The sequence below is a fragment of the Paenibacillus illinoisensis NBRC 15959 genome, from assembly GCF_004000925.1.
Lineage (GTDB): Bacteria > Bacillota > Bacilli > Paenibacillales > Paenibacillaceae > Paenibacillus > Paenibacillus illinoisensis.
Map to the genome: position 1 here is coordinate 428,323 of NZ_BIME01000004.1, position 21,476 is coordinate 449,798.

The following is a 21,476-nucleotide window of genomic DNA, read 5'->3' on the forward strand; positions in this document are numbered from 1 at the left end:
GGGAGAACGGATATGAACTTGCGCATGAAGCTGGCCTTGGCATTTCTGCTGTTAATCATTGTACCGATGTGTGCACTGGGTGTCGGGATGTTTCTGGTCACCTCACATACGATTGAGAAGAAATACAACCAACAGGCCGAATATGCCCTCCAGGCCATTAGTTACAATATCGAAAATGTTTTTCAGCAGATAAACAATGTCACGGATAACGGGATCGCCACGTCGGTATTTCAAATGGCACTCAACGCCAAAGACCCGACCAAGCAGGATCTCGGGACCGGTAATCAATTATCGCTCAATGCCAGCCAGCGCAATTTCCGATCTCTTCTATATAACTATCCGTTCATTAGCTATGCTTTCTTGTATGATCTGCGTTCGTCCCAGAACAATCAGATCGTCTCCATATTTACCAAGGAAAATTTTGAAACGCTTCCTTTTCAGCAATTCAAGGTACACCCTTTATTTCAGGAAATCCATCAGCTTAATGGCGTGCCCAAATGGCTTGCCCCGCTTGAGTATCCCGAACTTACCGGTAACGATCCTGTCTTTACGCAGATCAGGTTGGTGAAGGAACTCAGTTATTTTCAAAATATCGGAATTCTGGTGGTACAAATCAAAAAGGGGGAGATCGATCGCATCTTCCGGCATTTGCAGATCAGTGATTCCGCTCAAAATACGTCCTTTCTATTAATTAATGAAGAAGGTTTGGTAGTCTATGATCCATCCGGGCGGTACAGTGGGGAGAAGATGGAGAACCTCGGTGTGAACGCGGCCAGTTATGGACCTGGTTTCAGCAGCATCCGGACCGTATTTGATGGCACGGAGAGTATCCTGTCCCAGTATCATCTGAAAAACTACGGTTGGAGTTTAATCAGTGTCACCTCTTGGGAAGCGCTGTCGGCTGAAACGAACGTGTTTGCAGGCTGGTCGGTGATTATTATTCTGGTCTGTCTTCTTGCTGCGATGGTCTTCAACCTGTTTTTCATGAATCGTATAACCGGCAATATTGCGGTGCTGGTCCGCTTCATGCGGCGAGTCGAGGATGGTGACTTCAACGCACGGGTTGAGGGTAAGGGTTTCGATGAGATGCAGCTTCTTGCCCATGGATTCAATGAACTGCTGGACAGGATTGGAAGCCTGTTTCGCCGTGTGCGGGCAGAGCAGCAGCAAAAGGCCAAGGCTGAACTGCGCGTGCTGCAGGCTCAGATCAAACCACACTTCCTGTTCAATACATTGGAATCCATCAACGGGCTGGCCATGCGGGGAGAGGGACGGAAAGTCAGCGAAATGGTAAACCGTCTTGGCAATATTCTTCGGATCAGTATTCAGGATCAGGAAGAAATTCCACTGGGAGAGGAAGTAAGGCATCTCCAGAGTTATCTTGAAATTCAGCAATACAGATTCAGCGAATTGTTTACGTACGAAGTGGATATTCCTACTCATTTATATGCATCCTCCGTACTTAAACTGACCTTGCAGCCGTTAGTAGAAAATAGCATCCAGCATGGCTTCGAGGGTATTGAGTACAAGGGAGTCCTTCGAATCAGTGCGTTTGAGCTGCACCATAACTTGATACTGCAAGTGGAGGATAACGGGCTTGGCATTCCCCAGGAAATAATGGGGAGATTCGAATACATGGCAGAGGATCCTCCGGAACATTCGCATGCAAAAGAAGGGGAGCAGTCCGTATCCTCCATGGCTGAACGCCGGGGACTCGGCTTACGAAGTGTGGCAGATCGGATACGAATCCGATACGGGGCGGGATATGGCATATTCATATGTTCTGCTCCAGGCCATGGGACAGTAATTCAATGCATAATTCCACGATATGAGCAGGGGGATGCCTAGATGAATCTGACGGCAATGATTGTTGATGATGAACTGCCGATTTTGGAAAATTTGAGACTGATCCTGCCCTGGGAGGACATGGGGATTGAAATTACGGGCACGGCCAGAAGTGGAATAGAAGCACTGGATAAGGTGGCTGATTGCCATCCTGACATCATGCTGTGCGATATCCGCATGCCTACCATGGATGGTTTGGAACTTATTCGAATCCTGCGCGAGCGGGGCGAGACATGTGAAATTATTTTGCTGACCGGATATCAGCAGTTCGAATATGCCCGAACGGCCATCCGTTACAATGTACATGAATACATATGCAAACCCATTGATTACTTGGATCTGGAGAACAAATTACGTGAGTTAACCGAACAAATTATTCAGAAACGAATAACAAGTGAGTCTGAACGCCATCGGAGTATAGAAATGGAAAACTGGATCAGACATAAACATGTGACCGACTTGCTGCGGGGTGAAAAGGAAAACCTGGCATGCTTCCCAGTGCAATCCTCGGAAACGTTGCCCTCTGCTGATCGCTATGTCCTGATCCTTGTGGATGCAGAAGGTTATTTCCGCCATTCCCTCGGCTGGTCTGCTGACCAGCATCAGCAATGGCATGATGAAATTCATACCAATCTTAGAGATCTAACAGAAGTAATAGAAGGAAGCATCATAACTCACGTCCGTAAGGGAGAATGGGGGATATTGCTTAAGGCTTCGCTTGGATGGGAGACCAGAGCAGATCAACTAGCTCAGCGTATTCAAAAGAGGCTTAATGCCATCTTTGCTGCAGACTCAGCGATGAAGACAAGGATTATTCTGGACGATACGCCCGTATGTCTGGACCACCAGATTATTGAGCGATACCGGCATTGTCAGAAACAAAGCGCCTCGCGTCCTTCGGTTTCGGAATGGATCAAGTCTGCATGTGAGTATATGGATACACGTCTGGATCATGATCTTGGCATAGATGAGGTAGCGGATTGGCTGGGAATCAGTTCGAGTTACTTTTGTCAGCTGTTCAAAAGCCATGTCGGGGTTACATTTGTTGAATATATGACCCAGAAACGGATGGAAACAGCAGCGATGTTATTGAGTACAACGGAATGGAGCATTACGTCGATTGGGGAAGCCACGGGCTATAAAGAGCGGCGTTATTTCTCCAAGGTATTTCATAAACATTTTCATATGAAGCCGTCCGAATACAGGCAAAGCCATAGAGTAGCCACTTCATTGGAGGAGGAAATGCATACATGAGCTCATGGGGACATTTCACACTGGAGCAAAAGGTGGGTCAGCTGTTTATGTGCGGTTTTCATGAACAGCAAGTGGACGAACAGATTACAAGGTTGATACAGGACTACCATGTTGGGGGTGTTATTTACTTCAGGCGCAACGTGGAAAGTGTGGAACAATTGACCCGACTGTCTGCCGAGCTGCAGAGTTTGGCCGCAAAAAGCAGTGAGCTGCCGCTTATGATCTCGGTAGATCAGGAAGGCGGTATGGTTGCGAGAATTGATAAGGACGGGATTACCAGAGTACCGGGAAGCATGGCTCTTGGCGCAACAGGTCATCCGGACTACACGTATCAATGTGCACGGATTCTTGGGGCTGAGCTTAAGCGGATTGGGATCGATATGAACCTTGCACCCGTTGTTGACGTGAACAATAACGTTCTTAATCCGGTGATAGGCGTGCGATCTTATGGGGAAAATGCCGAGAACGTCGCCGTCCATGGTGCGGCAGCCATTGCTGGATATCAGTACAGCGGCATAGCTGCAACAGCGAAGCATTTTCCGGGGCATGGAGATACAGCCGTAGATTCACATCTTGGCATGGTAACGGTTCCGCATGAATGGCAAAGGCTGGAGCAGGTGGAGCTGCGGCCTTTTCGCCGGGCCATTGAGGCAGGTGTGGATGCCATCATGACCGCACATGTAATCTTTCCGGCAATTGAACCTGAGCCTATTCCTGCAACGTTGTCCCGTAACGTATTACATGAATTGCTGCGCGAACAAATGGGGTTTAAAGGAATTATTATTACAGATTGTCTGGAGATGCACGCAATATCCAAACCATATGGGGTTGCGAATGCGGCTGTTCGTGCAGTTAAGGCAGGAGCAGATTTGATTCTGGTCAGTCATACCCTGGAGGAGCAAATTGCAGCTATAGATGCTGTGGTAGAAGCGGTCCGCTATGGAGACATCGAAGAGCAGATCATTGACCTGGCACTGGAGCGTGTCGTGGATTGGAAGCAAAAACGCTGCGGTAATCAATTAAGTGAACAATCAAGTGAACAATTAAGTATGCCATATTCGTTTTCATCCGTTCCGGAGAATGTGCTGTTAGATGAAATTGCATGCAAGAGCATTACCGTAGTGCATAATGACGGTGTACTGCCATTAAAGCCCGAACAAAATGTGTTTGTTGTATGGCCTGAGGTTGTACAGCGAACAGAGGTAGATGAACCTTGGTCCCATTCGGATTCACTTGGGAAGGTGCTTGGGCAATACAAAAAACATGTTCGGGAGCATAAAATAACAACACAGCCGTCATATGAAGAAGCAGAACGAATTACGAAAAGTGTGATGGAGGGAGAACAAGTCATTGTATGCACGTACACCTCAGCCGGGGTTCTTCCCAAAGGTCAGCGTTACTTGATTGAACGGCTGAGTGTAAACCATTCATTAATTGTTGTAGCTTTGCGTAATCCCTATGATCTGCTGGAAATACCCAGGCCGGGAGCTTACGTATGTACTTACGAAAATACACCTGCCGTCGTGCGTGCACTCTCCTTGTTAATTACGGGTGAACTGAATCCGAGTGGAAGCTTGCCCGTCCGATTAAGTTAACTTTAAAGTGATAAAGACGGCCTTACTATTATGTGGTGATATTCATCCATATAATGGTAAGGTTTTTTTGTTGAATATATCAATTAAATCTTTGAATGATGATGAAATGATAACTAATTATTTTCATAGTGTTTTCGCTCTATTAAAACTTTACATTTCTAATCTATTATTTTTAGCAACTTTTCCCGGTGACAAGCGTCTAATAGTATGACTTTTTGAGGGGGATATTAATAAAATGGGAGCAGAAGGAGCCAAAGAAAAAGAATGAATTTGAAGAAGAAATTGTCTATACTTACCGCTTTAGCTGTTTTTCAGGCGTTTGCAGCCATTCCTGCGAATGCACAGGCAGCTGATCAGAGCGATTCGACACCAGTGAATACAGCCAAAGTTAAATCCGTTGAGGTTATTAAGAAAGAACAAACCATAGCGGAATCCGAAGTAAAAGATCAATCAGGTACACAGACTTCCGATAACGATACAACGGAGGAGACGAATCCTGAATCCACAGAATCATCAGGTACAGACGTTACTCCAGTTGACCCTGCAACTCCTGCTGAATCTGAAGATGCAGAAGGTACAGAGGAAGAAGCGCCAGCACCTACACCTGTAGAGGTTGAGCAGCCTTCCACTAGTGGTCAGTCCGGAACTGCCGGCGGAGACCTGACGCTGTACATGAACAGCAATAAAATGGTGCAAGATGGCAAGACATACCTTGCCGGACAGCCGATGGCTGTCAAAAATGGTGTATCCTATGTAGCGATCCGCGCGCTGGTTGACCGAGTTGGCTATGATGTGAAGTACGACAACACGACCAAGGAAACGATCATTATTAGCGGGGAAGATGAGCTGCGTTTCAAGACCAACAGCAAAATCTATACCGTTAATGGTGAAGCAAGAACGATGAAGGGCGCTGCTTACCAACAAAAGAATACGTTTATGGTGCCGCTGACTTCAATTACACAGGCACTCAACATTACTTATACAGTGAACCAATCCGCCAAAACGGTGGTATTGAAACTGAGTACCAAACCGGTAGCCAGTTTCACGGTACCCAAAGAAGTTTTTGCCGGTGACAACGTAACATACACAACGAAATACAGTTCTCCCAAAGGACTGGATATTGTGGATGAGCGCTGGACTGGCCGTCAGGATTCGTTCGACCAACCAGGTACATATACGGTAACGTATGCTGTCCAGGATTCAAGCGGTCAATGGAGTGATCCTTACTCTGTAACAATCCAGGTCCAAAAACCGAATCTTCCTCCTGTAGCGATGTTCACTACAGACAAGGAAGAGTACAAAATGGGTGAAAAGATCACCTACATTGATCAAAGCACAGACGACGAAAATGCCATTGAGACAACGGAGTGGGATAATAACGCTCTGGCATTCTTTGTCCCAGGACCGAAGACGATTACGATTACCGTTACAGACAAACACGGTCTGAGTAACAGCTACTCCAAAATCATCAATATCACGGGTGAAACGTTGTATACTCTTTCCGATTTCAATCAATTGTTCACACCGGTAGGTGGAAAGTTCACTTTTAATGGCGGAGAAGTGCCTGCCATGGAGAAGGTTCCGTACACTTACTATGATGAGCAAAGCATTCTGATTCGCAGTAACAGTCCCGAAACCGTTAATACCGAAGGGATTGTCTACAAGGAATCTTCCATTGGACAAACACGTTTCATGATTCACCATGTGAACAACACGGGCAAAAACGTGAAAATGTATGTTGTGGCTACCAACAACAATATGTATCCAGCGACACTGGAACAGCAGAACATGGGCTTCGCAGGTCCTTCTCCGTTTGCTACTGTTGCCGGGAAACTGTCGATTGACCGCTGGTTCAAATCCATGCAGGAAGGCACTGGCAAAACAGATGTTGTCCTGCAGCCTGGAGAGAGCAAGCTGATCCTTACGGAACTGAGTGCCCTGCCGATGAAAAAGGGCCAGGTCATTTCCCTGTACTCCGATGTATTCAGCGATTACAGACTGGACTACAACATTATTATGATTGAAGAAAACAAAGACCCGATGGAAGTATGGTCTACGCTGCCTGTACTGGATCGTGACGGTGTTCACAACCGGGGAACATACCCGAATGCAACACGTGTCATCACGTATGATCAAGAAGTAGGTGCGAAGCCTTCCCGTCTTCCGCTTGGTGACAATGCAAGTGATCCAAACCTTGTCGGAACAGACCCGATGGCCTACACAGATGCTTCCAACGCCGGTAACTTTGGTGTGCTTTATAAAATTACACTGAATAACGTAGCACCGCGTACGCTGATCTCGTTCAACCCTCGTGGCGGTAAATATTCGGGTGTGGCACTTGTTAACGGCCAGGTTGTACAAATTTCCGAGGGTAAATCCTTGAGTGCTCCTAACGAGCAAAGTGTACTCTATCGCACAGGCTCTTATGGTGAGAGTGTTACCATTCTGTTTTCAGCGGCACCAGGAAGCAATCTTCCTGTAAATCTGCTGTTCACCCCGCTTCCGGCTGAGAAGTAATCTTGACCAGGCAACAAGGAACGGACGGTTTGGAGTGAAAGCTTATATTTCATATACCCGATCACCCCAAAAGTCGCCCGAAGAAATGATCTTCTGAACCGTCAGAGAAGGACTCCATGTGAATGGGGTCCTTTTTAATGATCTGAGGTGAACAGTGCGCTAGTCGTTTCGTTGACTCTAATCCGAATTTGAGGCATTATTAGAATTATAATAACAAGCATGGTATCAGCGTTGCATAATTGTAATTCCCATGAAGTCCAATGGGTAGCATCTGGACGAATAAACCTTAGTAATCCAGCTTTTTGCTAATTTGGATTTGCTCTTAGGATGTATGCATAATGCTTGTATGACAGGAGGTGCTTGAAGTCATGCTGTCGACAGAACAGATTATTAATACTATGTCCTCACAGGGACTTCGCATTACGGATCAGCGGAAGACACTGGCCCGGTTATTTGCCGAATCTCCTGGGTATCTTACACCCAAGGACGTCTATGAATATATGGGTAAGACTTACAGCGGACTGAGCTTTGACACGGTATATCGGAACTTGCGTGTCATGCAGGATTTGGGTGTGCTGGAGCAGGTCATTTTTGAAGACGGTGTAAAATTCAGAGCGCATTGCAGTGAAGATCACCATCACCATCATATGATCTGTCTAAAATGTCAGAAGACCTATCCGATCGTTTTTTGTCCGATGCAGCTGGCAGATGCTCCAGAACAGTTTCAGGTTGTGGATCATAAATTTGAAGTGTTCGGATACTGCAAAGATTGTGCGGAATATGCTCCGGCGAAAGTGTCCACTGGGCATTCACACGATCACGGGAAACACTAACCATGAAGCTATCCCGCAGAGTGGCACAGGCGCCCATTCGGGTATATCGAAATTATATTTCTCCCTTGAAGCCACCTACATGTCGCTTCTATCCAACTTGTTCGGCATACGCAATGGAAGCGATAGAGGTTCATGGTGCATTCAAAGGTTCGCTGCTGGCTGCCAAGCGTATCGCAAAATGCCATCCGTTTCATCCGGGAGGCGTTGATCTGGTTCCGCCAAAGACAGAAAAAACGGTCATGGTACATGATGAGGGATGAAGGTGGAGTCATTAACCTATGATCAAATGACATGGTTGTAGTTGTGCTGCTGCCGACTTGACAAAGAGGGCTGCATTTCAGTATATTTTTCGTATAATGATTTCCAGTGAAGGGATAAGTACAGACACACCCCCAGTGCAGAGAGCCGGATGAGCTGAGAACCGGTCTGGGAGGAGGATGGAATATGGTCCCGGAGGAACCTCTTCCGAGCGTGCAGACGTGTATGTAGACGCTGTCGTAAGGCTGGGGCGTGATCCAGCGTTAATGGGCGGTCGAAGGACCGGCAGAGCCTGTGTTTTGCAAAAAGCACGGGGAATTTGGGTGGTAACACGTGAGATCTACTCTCGTCCCATAGGGGCGGGAGTTTTTTGTGTTCTTTTTTAGTTAAGAACGCGAAAGCAAGCATGACATATGAAGGAGGAGAAGTCTTTCATGACTGATCAAAAAACATTTTATCTGACGACGCCGATTTATTATCCGAGTGACAAATTGCATATTGGGCATGCGTACACAACGGTAGCTGGAGATGCAATGGCTCGTTACAAACGTCTGCGCGGTTATGCAGTGCGTTACCTGACAGGAACCGATGAGCACGGACAGAAAATTGAACGCAAGGCTCAGGAGAAGGGGCAGACACCACAGGCATTTGTAGACGACATCGTTGTAGGCATCAAGGAGCTGTGGAACAAGCTGGATATCTCCAATGACGACTTCATTCGTACAACGGAAGAACGCCACAAAACGGTTGTACAGGATATTTTCGATCGTTTGCTTAAACAGGGAGATATCTATAAGGGTGAGTACGAGGGCTGGTACAGCATTCCAGATGAAACGTACTACACGGAAACCCAACTGGTTGATGTGGAAAAGAATGAGAAGGGTGAAATTGTCGCTGCCAAAAGTCCGGATAGCGGACACCCGGTAGAACTTGTCAAAGAGGAATCCTATTTCTTCCGCATGAGCAAATATGCAGATCGTTTGCTGAAATATTATGAAGAGAATCCTGGTTTTATTCAGCCGGAATCCCGCAAGAACGAGATGATCAACAACTTTATCAAGCCGGGTCTGGAAGATTTGGCCGTTTCCCGTACAACGTTTGAATGGGGCGTTAAAGTCAAAGGCGATCCGAAGCACGTCGTATATGTCTGGATCGATGCATTGTCCAACTATATTACGGCTCTCGGCTACGGATCATCCGATTCATCACTGTATGACCAGTTCTGGCCTGCAGACGTTCATCTGGTAGGTAAGGAAATCGTTCGTTTCCATACCATCTACTGGCCAATCATGCTGATGGCACTTGACCTGCCTTTGCCGAAAAAAGTATTTGCGCATGGCTGGTTATTGATGAAGGACGGCAAAATGTCCAAATCGAAGGGCAATGTGGTTGATCCAGTGACCCTGATTGACCGTTACGGCCTGGATGCACTGCGCTATTATCTGCTGCGTGAAGTTCCATTTGGTTCGGATGGTACATTCACTCCAGAGAGCTTTGTAGAGCGTGTGAACTCGGATCTGGCCAATGATCTGGGGAACCTGCTCAACCGTACCGTTGCGATGGTGGATAAATATTTTGAAGGCAAGGCACCTGCATTTACTTCGGGTGTAACGGAATTCGATGCTTCACTGGAAGAAGCCGGCCTTGCAGCGGTGGATAAAGTGGAGCAGGCGATGGAAAATCTGCAATTTTCCGTTGCGCTGACGGCGATCAGCCAATTTGTTAGCCGGAGTAACAAATATATTGATGAGACACAGCCTTGGGCTCTGGCACGCGATGAAGCGAAACGGGATGAACTCGCATCCGTTATGTCTCACTTGATCGAAAGTCTGCGTATTGCTTCCATCTTGCTGCAGCCGTTCCTGACTCGTGCTCCGCATAAAATCTGGGAACAGCTTGGTATTCAGGAAGGCGAACTTACAGCTTGGGATACGTCTAAGCAGTGGGGTGTCATTCCAGCGGGTAATGCTCTGCAAAAGGGTGACCCAATCTTCCCTCGTCTCGACTCGGAGCAGGAGGTTGCGTATATTGCTGAAGCCATGACCGGAGGCAAAAAAGCGGAACCGCAAGCGGATGGCGCACAAGGTAATGCTGGTGATTCTGCTCAAGCTTCCGAACCTGTGACTGCACCTGAGAGCAAGGAAGAAATCGGCATCGACGATTTTGCCAAAGTGGAACTGCGTGTAGCACAGGTTATCGCCTGTGAACCGGTCAAAAAAGCCGATAAGCTGCTCAAATTGCAGCTGGATCTCGGTTATGAGCAGCGTCAGGTCGTATCAGGGATCGCGAAGTTCTACTCCCCCGAAGAGATGGTTGGACGCAAAGTCATTTGTGTAACGAATCTCAAACCAGTAAAATTGCGCGGTGAGCTGTCCCAAGGTATGATTTTGGCGGCATCTCATGGAGACCAATTAACACTGGCTACGGTGCCGGACAATATGCCTAATGGTGCACAAGTAAAATAAATTTTGCTGAACATTTAGTCCGACGCTTGATTATATGAAGAATGAAGGTGACCCGATGCTATCAGGTCGCTTTTTTTCTTTCCTCTTGATTGCCCTGCTAATAACGTAGGAAAACAAGCATATACTGTTATGAACTCTGCGCTACAGGGGAGAATAAATAGGACCCGACCGCTTGACAACCACGTTCAGGTTACCTATAATTCTTTCAGTAATGTTTACGATTAAGAGATGCGGAGTGAAGCAATAGTGAAATGGTATAATGAAACAACTCAAACCAGGGGTACCCGGATACAGCATACAAGCAAACGTGGCCAAACCAGAACGAAATGGTTATGGAGCAGCTTGCTTATTCTCAGTTTGCTCATGTTGTCGGCGTGCGGACAAAGTAATTCGGAAAGTGCCAAGATCGAGGAAGGCAAAGTGAATGTGATCACGAGTTTTTATCCTGTATATGCTTTTACAACAGCCATCGGCGGTGAAGACACAAACGTTATTAATTTGCTGCCAACCGGCGTTGAACCCCATGACTGGACGCCAAAGAGCCAGGACATTGTAAACACCTCCAAGGCACAATTGTTCCTATACAACGGTGCAGGCCTTGAAGGATGGGTACCTAACTTTCTCAAGTCCCTTAACAGCGATACTCAAGTGAAGTCTGTGGCTGTAAGTGATGGAGTGAGCTTGCTGACTGCTGAAGGTGATGATGGGCATAACCATGGAGAAGAGCATGAAGACGAACACGCAGAAGAAGCAGGCACAGAGGACGTTGCAGACCATCATGTGGACCCTCATACATGGGTAAGTCCCAAGTCGGCTATCGTAATGGCTGAAAATATCAAAAATAGTCTGGTCGAAGTAGATCCTGATCATCAGGATGGTTACGAACAGCGTTATGAGGAACTTCGCACCAAACTCGAAGCGCTAGATCAGCGCTTTACGGACGAATTATCCAAAGTCTCCAATAAAGAAATTGTTGTGTCCCATCAAGCATTTGGATATCTTGCACGTGATTATGGTTTGACCCAGCATGCGATCATGGGGCTATCCCCGGATGCTGAACCAACAGGTCAGGATATTGTGAATCTGTCCAAGCTTGTGAAGGAAGAGGGCATCAAGTACATCTTCTTCGAAGAGCTGGTCTCCGACAAATTGGCCAAAACACTCGCTGGCGAAGCTGGTGTGGAAACGATGGTGCTGAATCCGGTTGAAGGGCTTACCAAGGAACAGGCAGCCAATGGGGATGATTATTTCACCCTGATGGAGAAAAATTTGCAAAATCTGCTGATCGCATTAAAATAAGATAGACTGAAGGATTCGTTTTGCAATCCTTATATATAATGAAGGGCGGCTTTGCCATGCAGCAAATCATGCCACTATGTCATGATCCAATCATTGAGATTGAGAAGTTATCTTTCTCTTACGGTGACCAGCGAGTGATCGAAAATCTTGATTTTATGGTCAAGGAACGGGATTTTGTCGGTATTATCGGTTCAAACGGAGCGGGAAAAACGACACTGCTGCGCATGTTGGTGGGACTGTTGCCTCCAGCGCAGGGGGATATCAAATTGTTCGGACAGTCGATTCGCAGATTCAAGGATTGGGAACGGATCGGCTATGTCCCGCAAAAAAATGCATTTAATCCATTGTTCCCTGCCACCGTGCGGGAAGTGGTCATGTCTGGCTTGTACAACAATAAGAATATGTTCCGCAGGATGACGCGCAAATCGCAGCAGCAGTGCACGGATGCACTGGAGGTTATGCGTATCGAGGATCTGGCAAACAAACGGATTGGACAATTGTCCGGAGGACAGCAGCAGCGTGTGTTTTTGGCACGTGCGCTTATCAATCACCCGGATTTGTTGATTTTGGACGAACCTACAGTGGGGATTGATGCCGAGTCTCAAGCAAGTTTCTTTGAGCTCATAACCCATATGCATGAACACCACCGGATGACGTTCCTGATGGTTTCACATGATATGGACCGGATGGAGAACTATCTTGGTTCAGAAGCGGCTGCAACCAACGGGAAAATCAACTTTCATGTTCGTCATTCGCATGAGGTGGAGGATTGTGCCGAGACCAATTTGCAGCATACTACTGCCCTGGTACGATAATGATATTGTACAACTAGATTAGACAAGGCTGAAGGAGTCGTGTGTTTTGGAGATTTTAATGAGTGATTTTTTTCAGCGTGCACTGGCAGGAGGATTGCTGATCGGTATTACAGCTCCACTGATTGGACTGTTTCTGGTGCTGCGGCGTTTGTCCATGATCGGGGACACCCTATCTCACGTAACGATTGCCGGGGTTGCCCTCGGTTTTTTGATTGAGGTTTATCCGATTGCAGTGGGACTTGTCTTTGCTGTGCTCGCATCCTTTGCCATAGAGAAGCTGCGCAAGGCATATAAGACTTATGCCGAGTTATCCATCGCTATTATTATGTCAGGTGGCGTCGCGCTTGCTTCGTTGTTCTTTACACTGGGCAAAGGGTACAATACGGATGTAATGAGTTACTTGTTCGGCAGCATTTATACACTGGATTCTACCGACTTGAAGTTGGTTGGAGTGGTAACGCTGATTGTAGTCATCGTTGTTGCGCTGCTACATAAGGAGTTTTTCCTGCTCAGTTTTGAGGAAGACGCTGCGGCAGTTACAGGACTGCCTGTAAAATTGCTTAACATGCTGATTACGGTGATGACGGCTCTGGTGATTAGTACTGCGATTAAGATTGTGGGGGCACTGCTGGTGTCAGCACTATTGACCATTCCTGTTGCGGTAAGTTTGCTTATGGCTCGCAGTTTCAAGTCGGCCATTATTCTCTCGGTTGTTATCGGGGAGATTGCAGTAGTCATTGGTCTGGTGGTAGCAGGAATTTGGAATTTGGCTCCAGGAGCAACGATTGTATTATTGCTTATCATGATGCTGATTCTTACGATGATTGGAAAAAAAGGGTTCCGAGCCTGAAGAAATACGCGTGCAAGTGAGCCCCAGGGAAGGGAGACCACCGCTTCATGCCTGATGTTAATGTGTGGCTGGCTTTTATCGCAGGATTGGCTTCATTTATATCACCGTGTTGTCTTCCACTTTACCCTTCGTATTTATCCTACATTACGGGAATGACAGTACAAAGGTTAAAAGACGATCGCAATCAGCGTGAAGTACGGCTTAAAACGTTAACGCACACGCTGGCGTTTATTTTGGGATTCTCGGCTGTTTTTTACTCGCTTGGACTTGGAGCAGGATTGTTTGGGCGATTTTTCAATGATAACCGTGATTTGATCCGTCAGTTATCTGCCATTTTAATTATGCTCATGGGTTTATTCCTGCTAGGGGTATTCAAACCGCAGTTTCTGATGAAAGAGCGCAAGATGGATTTAAAATGGAAGCCAGCAGGTTACCTGGGCTCTTTTATTTTCGGGATTGGTTTCTCGGCAGGCTGGTCGCCGTGTATCGGTCCTATCCTGACAGCGATCATTGCAATGGCTGCGAGTGAACCGACAACCTGGCTGGCCTTGATCACCGGCTATACGGCGGGATTCGCTTTACCCTTTTTCATCCTAGCCTTTTTCATTGGTTCGACACGCTGGATCTTGCGATATTCCAATGTGATGATGAAAGCGGGTGGAGCGCTGATGCTGTTTTTGGGTGTGCTGCTATTCACGGATCAAATGACCAAAATCACCATATGGCTGCAGCAGATTACACCCGATTGGATGATTATTTGAGCAAAGTATCAGTTAAGGCCATCTATTTAATATATGAAAATAAGCAAAGCAGGCTACATGAAGGCCAGAGCACATTCTGTCCCATGTAACCTGCTTTTTTGATCGCCACTACCGTGGATATGATGTCAGTACTTAGGTGAAGTAATCAATGTTCGCTAACGGGAAGTGTTCAAAAATTTGCTCTGTGATGAACTCACGTAGTGCGTCCTGTTGGTCATCCTTGTACACATATTTATACTGCCCCCAACGGCCCCATTTCATTTTTCTTTTCTCGATGTCCATTTCGAGTTTGGTTTTTGGGTAGCGTTTCTCAATGGTGGCTTTTGCCGTTTTGGTAAATCGATGCTGAATCATTTCAAACGTTAGATCCTTCGTGGCATCTTCCGGAAGCGTGTCGGCAAGCTTCTGTAAAAGCTCCGCGTATCCTTCCTGCCATCCGTCATACCACATGATGGGGGCGATGATAAAACCTAACGGGTACCCCGCATGGGCTATTTTGCCTGCAGCTTCAATACGTTCTTCAAATCTTGAGGTAGCAGGCTCGAAGTTCTTGATGACATAATCCGAATTGACACTGAACCGGATACGGGTATGACCGTTATGTTTGATGTTCAACAATGGGTCCACGTGATGATATTTCGTCACAAACCGCAAACGTCCGTATTCCTCATCCGCCATAAAACGGATTAAATCACTCAAATTTTCGGTAATATGCTCGAGTCCTACCGGATCGGAAGTACAGGCTGCTTCAAACCGGGTGATTTCAGGTGCTCGCTCATCGATATAGCCTTTGGCCGCCTGAATGATCTCATCGGTATTGACATACACCCTGACGTAAGGCTTGGCTCCAAGCGTTGTTTGAAGATAACAATAATGACAATGGCCCATGCATCCTGTTGAGATGGGGATCGCATATTCAGCGGAAGGTTTGGACTGATCAAATTTGAGTGTTTTGCGCACACCTACGACCAGGGTCCGCTTTGCCATCCGGTATTTTTCCTGCTCTGTTTCACCAGGCAGATTGGTGATCCGGTTATGGGAGGTCGTCATCTGATATGGAATTTCTTTTGAAGTGACCCATTCCATAATCCGTTTGCCCTTCTCATATTCCAGCGCACCGGGTTCAAAATAGACCAAATCGGGAATAAAGGGTTTAGTACCTTTTGCTTTGCGAACCGGGGGCTGCGCTACACTTGTACTCACGGAATCACTCCTTTCAATAGGAACTTGCTTAGTTTGCCTCACATGGGCAGAAGTCACCCTTGCCAATACTTGCGTACCGGATCAGAAGCGCCCATGTGTTACAAACGACATAGCGATTGATTCGTACAAGACTTGCCAATGCGTATTGATAACATGTATCATTATAAGATAGGGATCAGGCAAGAATATTGCCGGTCAGAGAGAAGAGAGGGAAGCAGATGCCAACGCCCAGTATGGAAGATTATTTGGAGCGTATATACAAACTGATTGATGAAAAGGGCTATGCTCGTGTGTCAGATATAGCTGAAGGATTGGAAGTGCATCCTTCATCGGTGACCAAGATGATCCAAAAGCTGGACAAAGACGAGTACCTGATTTACGAAAAGTACCGCGGGTTGGTACTTACTCCAAAAGGGAAAAAGATGGGGAAACGTTTAATGGAACGCCATCATCTGCTTGAACAATTTTTGACGACGATCGGTGTTCAGGAAGAGAATATCTACAAGGATGTGGAAGGAATCGAGCATCATCTAAGTTGGGACTCCATTACCTGCATCGAGTCTTTGGTAGAATATTTCCGTCAGGACGAGAGCCGATTGCGTGATCTGCAAAATATTCAGGAACTCATGAGCAATACCGAATCCTGAGGCAGCACAGGACCATTCACAGAGGTCCTTAAGAGCTTAAACTTTTAAAAAACAGAGGGTGTATCTTTGTCGTTGTAAATGGCAGAGCAATACCTCTGTTTTTTTGTTGTCCATAATTTGGTGAATTATCGCAACTAACCAATCCTTTGGAGCGTCTATTAAACTAGCAGAATTTGCCGAGAATTTTAATGATGATGGAGGATTGTACTGATGAAGTTTCGTAATGGTTTGATCCTGCTGCTCATTTTCGTGCTGGGTTTACAAACAGCTGGGTTGAGTGCGCAGGCTGCTTCACAAAAAGAGATTGATATTTATCTGGATGGTCAACGTTTGGAATCCGATGTATCGCCCTACATTTTGCCCAAAGTGAATGTGACGATGGTTCCGCTGCGTGTAATTAGTGAAGGATTGGGAGCGTCCGTCCTTTGGTCACAAGCTTCGAGGACTGTAACGATCAAGAAATCCGAATCGGTCATCACCATGACCAGTGGACGCCAGCAAGCGACGGTAGATGGTATCGCGGTCGATTTGGATGCATCGGTTGAACTGAAGAAGGGCCGTGTTATGGTTCCGATTCGATTCGTTAGTGAAAACCTTGGAATTACAGTGAATTGGAATCAGGCAGAACAGACAATTCGTTTGACGACAGGAGACGCTCCTACGCCAGACCCGGCTACCCCGGCAAATCCAGGAGGAACAGGCAGTACGCCAAGCACGGATGATATGCGTGGTGCATGGATCTCAACAGTGAACGGTGATTGGCCTTCCTCCAGTGCCAAAGGCAATGTGGAAAAGCAAAAGCTGGAGTATACTCAACAGCTGGATACGCTCAAAGACATGGGAATCAATGCCGTATTTGTTCAGGTTCGGGCCAATGCAGACGCCATCTATCCTTCAGGTCTTGTACCATGGAATAGTGTGCTAACAGGGACTCAGGGCAAGGATCCAGGATACGACCCGCTTGCCTTCATGATTGAGGAGGCTCATAAACGGGGTCTGGAGTTCCATGCCTGGTTTAACCCGTTCCGAGCAACCAACTCGGCCAGCACAACCGGACTTGCTGCCAATCATGTTTCCAAACTGCATCCGGACTGGATCGTGAATGCATCTGGTAAACTTTACATTAATCCAGGAATTCCGGAAGCCAGACAGCATATCATCGACACTATTATGGAAGTGGTAAACCAATATGATATTGATGGTGTTCACCTGGACGATTACTTTTATCCTTCTAACGTAACGTTTAACGATGATGCTGCCTTTAAGGCCTATAACATACTGAATACCAAAGACCGTGCCGAGTGGAGACGGGATAATATCAATCAGTTTGTTAAACAGCTGGGTGAGAGCATTCACCAAGTAAAAGCTGGTGTAGAGTATGGAATCAGCCCTTTTGGTGTATGGCGCAATAAAGCCGTCGATATTACAGGTTCCGATACCAAAGCGGGAGTAACTGCCTATGACAGCATGAATGCGGACGTGCGTACATGGATCAAACAGGAGTGGATTGACTATGTCGCACCTCAAGTATACTGGAGCATGACGTTAAGTGCAGCACGCTATGACAAAGTGGTGGATTGGTGGGCAAACGAAGTCGCTAATACGGACGTTAAACTGTATATTGGGCACTCGCCTTATAAGCTGGGTACGCCTGAGGTTGGCTGGCAGACTTCCCAGGAAATTATTGATCAGCTCGTGTACAATGAGAAATACGATACGATCAAAGGCGATATTTACTTTAGCTCGCAGTATTTGACGAAGAATCCGCTGGGCTTGATTGCGAAATTAAAAGCATATTATGGACTTTAGTTCATTTTAGCGTAATATGACCAACCCTCGTTCTCATAGAGTGGCAGTAGGAATGGACTGCCTGGAGAACGGGGGTTTTTAATATGTTAATCAATGGGGTGTTTGAAGGCGGAGGCGTAAAGGGAATTTCGCTTGCAGGTGCCGTGCAGAGTGCACAGGACTATGGTGTCCAGTTCAATCGTGTGGCAGGGACGTCCTCCGGATCGATCGTAGCTTCATTGATTGCCGCAGGATATCGAGCGGAAGAGATGAAATCCATCATAGAGAATACGCCATTTGCCTCATTGCTGCGGCGATCACCTATATTTGATATACGCTGGATTGGACCAGCGGCAAGGCTGTTTTTGAAAAAGGGTTTATATTCAGGTGAAGCACTTGAATCATGGATTGGGAACATGCTCAAGCAAAAAGGAATTCGAACATTCGCAGACCTGCCACCAGGTAAGCTTCTGATTACCGCATCAGATATCTCGAACGGGACTATACTTGTACTTCCAGATGATATACGGCGTTTCGGTATTGATCCTAATAAGTTCGAAGTAGCCAAGGCTGTAAGAATGAGCTGCAGTATTCCATATTTTTTCGATCCGGTGGGTATACGCAGGTCACCTGTGATGTCCAAAGGCATGCGTTTTCCCGATCAGTTCGTGTATGTCGTGGACGGAGGATTGCTTAGTAATTTTCCGTTATGGTTGTTTGACGGGGAACGTACAGCGCGCGATGGAGACATCATTCCCACGATCGGTTTCAAGTTGGTTGGCAAGACGGAGGGGGAGCCTAGCAGAATCAAAGGTCCTTTAAGCATGCTTCAGGCATTGGTTGAGACGATGCTCACAGCGCATGATGAGCGATATATTGAGCAGATTAACCGTTTCCGAACGATTAAAATACCAACCCTGGGCGTTAAGCCGACACAGTTTAATCTGTCCGTACAGGAAAGTACTGCATTGTATTTATCGGGTGTTGCAGCAGGTACGGAGTTTTTCAGTCGGTGGAACACAAAGTTCTATGATGAGCAGTTGGATAAACAAAAAAGAGAAGAGCGAAAAAAAACTCAAACGCCGCCTTTAACGCCTGTATAACCAAATAAAAGCACTGCTTCCTGTTACGAAGCAGTGCTTTTTACTTTGCATATAAAAACTAGTGAAACTTGGGAATATCGTCATCGCTTTTTCCCTTATTTCCTTGAATGACATGAAAGGGATAATCTTTCCGTTTTTTGGAGGAACCGCTGCTTTTTCTTGCTCCGGACCCGGATTGAGCCTTCATCTTAGCCATGGTGCGTGCCGAAGGTTTGATCTTGGGCTTGGTTTTACGTGCCCAACGCCCCGGTGGGAACTTATAAAGCAGGAATATAGCCCCAAGAACGACAACAGGAATAATCAACCCGAGAATACCTCTGTCTCCCAGTGTGCTTATTATTCCAAATGCAGCAAGAGCAATGGCTGCCCAAAAAACGATAGTCATGACCGCCTGCTTGTTCATATCAATCACCCTTTCACAGGATCGAGTGTTGCAACAGGTACTTCGGACGTAGCTGATACATTGGCAAGCTTGGCATCCAGTTCACGCATGCGGTTAAATGAAGCGATGGACACTTCCACCTGTTCGTTGGTTGGCTCTTTGGTAGTTAGCAATTGCAGCCAAAGTCCAGGATATCCGAGGTAACGCAGTACGGGAATGTCACGCACCGAGTTGGTGAGCTTCAATAGTTCGAATGAAATCCCGAGGACAACAGGCAGTAACAGCAAGCGCTGTCCCATCCGTTCCCAGAGGTTGTCGTAGGTGAAAAGGGAATACAGGAAAACACCGATAATCACCGTCAGCATGATAAAGCTGCTCCCACAGCGGTAGTGCAGTCTACTGTATTTCTGAACATTCTCAGGTGTAAGTTCCTCACCGGCTTCATGAGCACTAATGACCTTATGCTCAGCTCCGTGGTATTGGAATAATCGTTTAATCATTGGCGTCTGTGAGATCAACCACAGGTAAGCAAGAAGCAGAATCAGCTTAATGCCGCCTTCCAGTAAATTATGCAAAAACTGATTGTCGAATGCATTTTTAAACAAAAAATTCTCAATGACGACAGGAAGCAGCGTGAGCACAATTTTACCAAAAAGGAATGATAGAATGGCTACCGCGGTAACACCAATAATCATGCTAAGGCTCCAACCGGAACCTTCTTTTTCTTTTTGTTTCGCCTTCTCTTCAGGTTCGAGTTCATCATCAGCATAAGCGTCAGCAGAATAATTAAGATGTTTGCTTCCTTTGACACTTGAATCTATAATGCTGACAATCCCGCGCAGTAACGGAATCCGCCGCAATTTCATGACCCAGGTCTTGTCTTGCTTGGGAACTTCCAGATACGTAATTTCGCCGTCTTTTCTTCGAACAGCTGTAACGTTGACATGTTTACCGCCAAACATTACGCCTTCAATGACAGCTTGCCCCCCGTAGCTGACAGGCTTGGATTGTTGAGGCAAATTATTCACCTTCCTATTCTGTTCTATACCCTCAGGTTCAAAGGTAGTTTGATACCCCTATTGTATCGAATTTTGAGACCGATTTCTAGTTTCAGGGACAAACCTTGAGATGTTGTTGTTAAGTTTGTCCTGTTCTGAACATACTACCCGGTAGAGAATGATCGAAATCTGGTTTTATTTAGACACAGATGACTGAGGCAAAGGAGAATATCGATGGCAGAATATACGGATAGACACGCTTCTCATGTGGATACAAAGCATGGGGATGCGGAAATTCAGGCGAATCAGGGCAGACGCTCCAAGCAGCGCCAGGGGCAGCATTATTATACCAAACCGTTTTCTTTTGCAGTGGAGCTTGGTTTCTTTGCAGGCTTTATTTGGGGAGGGATACATTGGCTAAACTACCTGCTTCACTTCAGTATCGTCCCGTTAGGCTTTTTGGCGGAGCCCTTTTTCAAACATGAGTACATCTATACCGCTGCAGGGCATCTGACAGGCTGGCTGTTTTTCATTGTGTTCTCCATTGTGGCTGCACTAATTTACACATATACTCTGAGAAAATGGAAAGGCCCCTTGCCCGGTATTGGTTACGGGATCGTTTGGTGGCTTATCATCTTTGTACTGGTTGGCCCCAAACTGGACATGGTGAAGCCGATAAACCGTCTGACTTGGGATTCCATTATCACTGAGTTTTGCTTCTTTTTGCTGTGGGGGCTGTTCATCGGCTATACCGTAGCCATGGAGTACACGGACGAACGGAAACGCGAGCCCGAGAAAGCGGGAGCATAGCCGCAAAAAAGCTTCTCAATCCGGCAATGGCTGTGTTAAAATAGCAGATGGTT

18 protein-coding genes are annotated in these 21,476 nt (G+C 46.5%); 15 read left to right on the forward strand and 3 right to left on the reverse strand.

Annotated features, from left to right (window positions below; genetic code table 11):
- Window positions 1–12: 12 nt before the first annotated feature.
- The 11 genes from PIL01S_RS13315 (at window position 13) to PIL01S_RS13365 (ending at window position 14,492) form a co-directional block, all read left to right on the forward strand.
- Window positions 13–1,848 carry a cache domain-containing sensor histidine kinase gene (locus tag PIL01S_RS13315; RefSeq protein ID WP_127537914.1) on the forward strand — a complete coding sequence of 612 codons (1,836 nt, stop codon included), beginning with the start codon at window positions 13–15 and terminating at the stop codon, window positions 1,846–1,848.
- Window positions 1,849–3,099 carry a response regulator gene (locus PIL01S_RS13320; protein ID WP_127537915.1) on the forward strand — a complete coding sequence of 417 codons (1,251 nt, stop codon included), beginning with the start codon at window positions 1,849–1,851 and terminating at the stop codon, window positions 3,097–3,099. It abuts the gene before it with no gap.
- Window positions 3,096–4,694, forward strand: a complete 1,599-nt coding sequence (gene nagZ / locus PIL01S_RS13325) for a beta-N-acetylhexosaminidase (RefSeq protein WP_127537916.1) — start codon at window positions 3,096–3,098, stop codon at window positions 4,692–4,694. The genes PIL01S_RS13320 and nagZ overlap by 4 nt, the downstream gene beginning before the upstream one ends.
- A 264-nt stretch (window positions 4,695–4,958) precedes the next feature.
- Window positions 4,959–7,211: a stalk domain-containing protein gene (locus PIL01S_RS13330; protein ID WP_127537917.1), complete on the forward strand. Its 2,253-nt coding sequence runs from the start codon at window positions 4,959–4,961 to the stop codon at window positions 7,209–7,211.
- Between the two features lie 368 nt (window positions 7,212–7,579).
- Complete coding sequence (locus tag PIL01S_RS13335) at window positions 7,580–8,044, forward strand: Fur family transcriptional regulator (protein WP_127537918.1); 465 nt, start codon at window positions 7,580–7,582, stop codon at window positions 8,042–8,044.
- 2 nt (window positions 8,045–8,046) lie between these two features.
- A complete protein-coding gene (gene yidD / locus PIL01S_RS13340) occupies window positions 8,047–8,304 on the forward strand; it encodes a membrane protein insertion efficiency factor YidD (protein ID WP_127537919.1) in 258 nt (85 codons plus the stop codon).
- Window positions 8,305–8,736: 432 nt separating this feature from the next.
- Window positions 8,737–10,767, forward strand: a complete 2,031-nt coding sequence (gene metG / locus PIL01S_RS13345; protein ID WP_127537920.1) for a methionine--tRNA ligase — start codon at window positions 8,737–8,739, stop codon at window positions 10,765–10,767.
- Between the two features lie 363 nt (window positions 10,768–11,130).
- Window positions 11,131–12,066, forward strand: a complete 936-nt coding sequence (locus tag PIL01S_RS13350) for a metal ABC transporter solute-binding protein, Zn/Mn family (protein WP_246058249.1) — start codon at window positions 11,131–11,133, stop codon at window positions 12,064–12,066.
- A 56-nt stretch (window positions 12,067–12,122) separates the two neighbouring features.
- Window positions 12,123–12,881, forward strand: a complete 759-nt coding sequence (locus PIL01S_RS13355; protein WP_095290554.1) for a metal ABC transporter ATP-binding protein — start codon at window positions 12,123–12,125, stop codon at window positions 12,879–12,881.
- A 46-nt stretch (window positions 12,882–12,927) separates the two neighbouring features.
- Window positions 12,928–13,731, forward strand: coding sequence for a metal ABC transporter permease (locus PIL01S_RS13360; RefSeq protein WP_095290395.1), 804 nt, complete (start codon window positions 12,928–12,930; stop codon window positions 13,729–13,731).
- Between the two features lie 47 nt (window positions 13,732–13,778).
- On the forward strand, window positions 13,779–14,492 hold the full coding sequence (locus PIL01S_RS13365) for a cytochrome c biogenesis CcdA family protein (protein ID WP_127537922.1): 714 nt from the start codon (window positions 13,779–13,781) through the stop codon (window positions 14,490–14,492).
- Between the two features lie 132 nt (window positions 14,493–14,624).
- Here PIL01S_RS13365 and splB read toward each other — a convergent pair whose 3' ends face one another.
- Window positions 14,625–15,695: a spore photoproduct lyase gene (gene splB / locus PIL01S_RS13370; protein WP_127537923.1), complete on the reverse strand. Its 1,071-nt coding sequence runs from the start codon at window positions 15,693–15,695 to the stop codon at window positions 14,625–14,627.
- A gap of 218 nt (window positions 15,696–15,913) precedes the next feature.
- On the opposite strand from splB, the gene mntR reads away from it, so the two are divergent.
- The 3 genes from mntR to PIL01S_RS13385 all read left to right on the forward strand — a co-directional run bounded on the left by mntR (window position 15,914) and on the right by PIL01S_RS13385 (window position 19,233).
- On the forward strand, window positions 15,914–16,342 hold the full coding sequence (gene mntR, locus PIL01S_RS13375; RefSeq protein WP_095290400.1) for a transcriptional regulator MntR: 429 nt from the start codon (window positions 15,914–15,916) through the stop codon (window positions 16,340–16,342).
- 210 nt (window positions 16,343–16,552) lie between these two features.
- Window positions 16,553–18,151 carry a family 10 glycosylhydrolase gene (locus PIL01S_RS13380; protein WP_127537924.1) on the forward strand — a complete coding sequence of 533 codons (1,599 nt, stop codon included), beginning with the start codon at window positions 16,553–16,555 and terminating at the stop codon, window positions 18,149–18,151.
- A gap of 83 nt (window positions 18,152–18,234) precedes the next feature.
- Window positions 18,235–19,233, forward strand: a complete 999-nt coding sequence (locus PIL01S_RS13385) for a patatin-like phospholipase family protein (protein ID WP_127537925.1) — start codon at window positions 18,235–18,237, stop codon at window positions 19,231–19,233.
- A gap of 58 nt (window positions 19,234–19,291) precedes the next feature.
- Here PIL01S_RS13385 and PIL01S_RS13390 read toward each other — a convergent pair whose 3' ends face one another.
- The gene (locus tag PIL01S_RS13390) at window positions 19,292–19,636 is read right to left on the reverse strand and encodes a hypothetical protein (protein WP_127537926.1); all 345 of its coding nucleotides are present in this window, start codon (window positions 19,634–19,636) and stop codon (window positions 19,292–19,294) included.
- 5 nt (window positions 19,637–19,641) lie between these two features.
- Window positions 19,642–20,634: a DUF1385 domain-containing protein gene (locus PIL01S_RS13395; RefSeq protein ID WP_095290407.1), complete on the reverse strand. Its 993-nt coding sequence runs from the start codon at window positions 20,632–20,634 to the stop codon at window positions 19,642–19,644.
- A 213-nt stretch (window positions 20,635–20,847) separates the two neighbouring features.
- Here PIL01S_RS13395 and PIL01S_RS13400 point away from each other — a divergent pair, with 213 nt between their 5' ends.
- A complete protein-coding gene (locus tag PIL01S_RS13400; protein ID WP_127537927.1) occupies window positions 20,848–21,423 on the forward strand; it encodes a YqhR family membrane protein in 576 nt (191 codons plus the stop codon).
- Window positions 21,424–21,476: the final 53 nt, after the last annotated feature.

Bases quoted from the DNA above. Each gene is read 5' to 3' on its own strand.
- PIL01S_RS13315 (WP_127537914.1), top strand. From the start codon at position 13: ATGAACTTGCGCATGAAGCTGGCCTTGGCATTTCTGCTGTTAATCATT.
- PIL01S_RS13320 (WP_127537915.1), top strand. From the start codon at position 1,849: ATGAATCTGACGGCAATGATTGTTGATGATGAACTGCCGATTTTGGAA.
- nagZ (WP_127537916.1), top strand. From the start codon at position 3,096: ATGAGCTCATGGGGACATTTCACACTGGAGCAAAAGGTGGGTCAGCTG.
- PIL01S_RS13330 (WP_127537917.1), top strand. From the start codon at position 4,959: ATGAATTTGAAGAAGAAATTGTCTATACTTACCGCTTTAGCTGTTTTT.
- PIL01S_RS13335 (WP_127537918.1), top strand. From the start codon at position 7,580: ATGCTGTCGACAGAACAGATTATTAATACTATGTCCTCACAGGGACTT.
- yidD (WP_127537919.1), top strand. From the start codon at position 8,047: ATGAAGCTATCCCGCAGAGTGGCACAGGCGCCCATTCGGGTATATCGA.
- metG (WP_127537920.1), top strand. From the start codon at position 8,737: ATGACTGATCAAAAAACATTTTATCTGACGACGCCGATTTATTATCCG.
- PIL01S_RS13350 (WP_246058249.1), top strand. From the start codon at position 11,131: ATGTTGTCGGCGTGCGGACAAAGTAATTCGGAAAGTGCCAAGATCGAG.
- PIL01S_RS13355 (WP_095290554.1), top strand. From the start codon at position 12,123: ATGCAGCAAATCATGCCACTATGTCATGATCCAATCATTGAGATTGAG.
- PIL01S_RS13365 (WP_127537922.1), top strand. From the start codon at position 13,779: ATGCCTGATGTTAATGTGTGGCTGGCTTTTATCGCAGGATTGGCTTCA.
- mntR (WP_095290400.1), top strand. From the start codon at position 15,914: ATGCCAACGCCCAGTATGGAAGATTATTTGGAGCGTATATACAAACTG.
- PIL01S_RS13380 (WP_127537924.1), top strand. From the start codon at position 16,553: ATGAAGTTTCGTAATGGTTTGATCCTGCTGCTCATTTTCGTGCTGGGT.
- PIL01S_RS13385 (WP_127537925.1), top strand. From the start codon at position 18,235: ATGTTAATCAATGGGGTGTTTGAAGGCGGAGGCGTAAAGGGAATTTCG.
- PIL01S_RS13390 (WP_127537926.1), bottom strand. From the start codon at position 19,636: ATGAACAAGCAGGCGGTCATGACTATCGTTTTTTGGGCAGCCATTGCT.
- PIL01S_RS13400 (WP_127537927.1), top strand. From the start codon at position 20,848: ATGGCAGAATATACGGATAGACACGCTTCTCATGTGGATACAAAGCAT.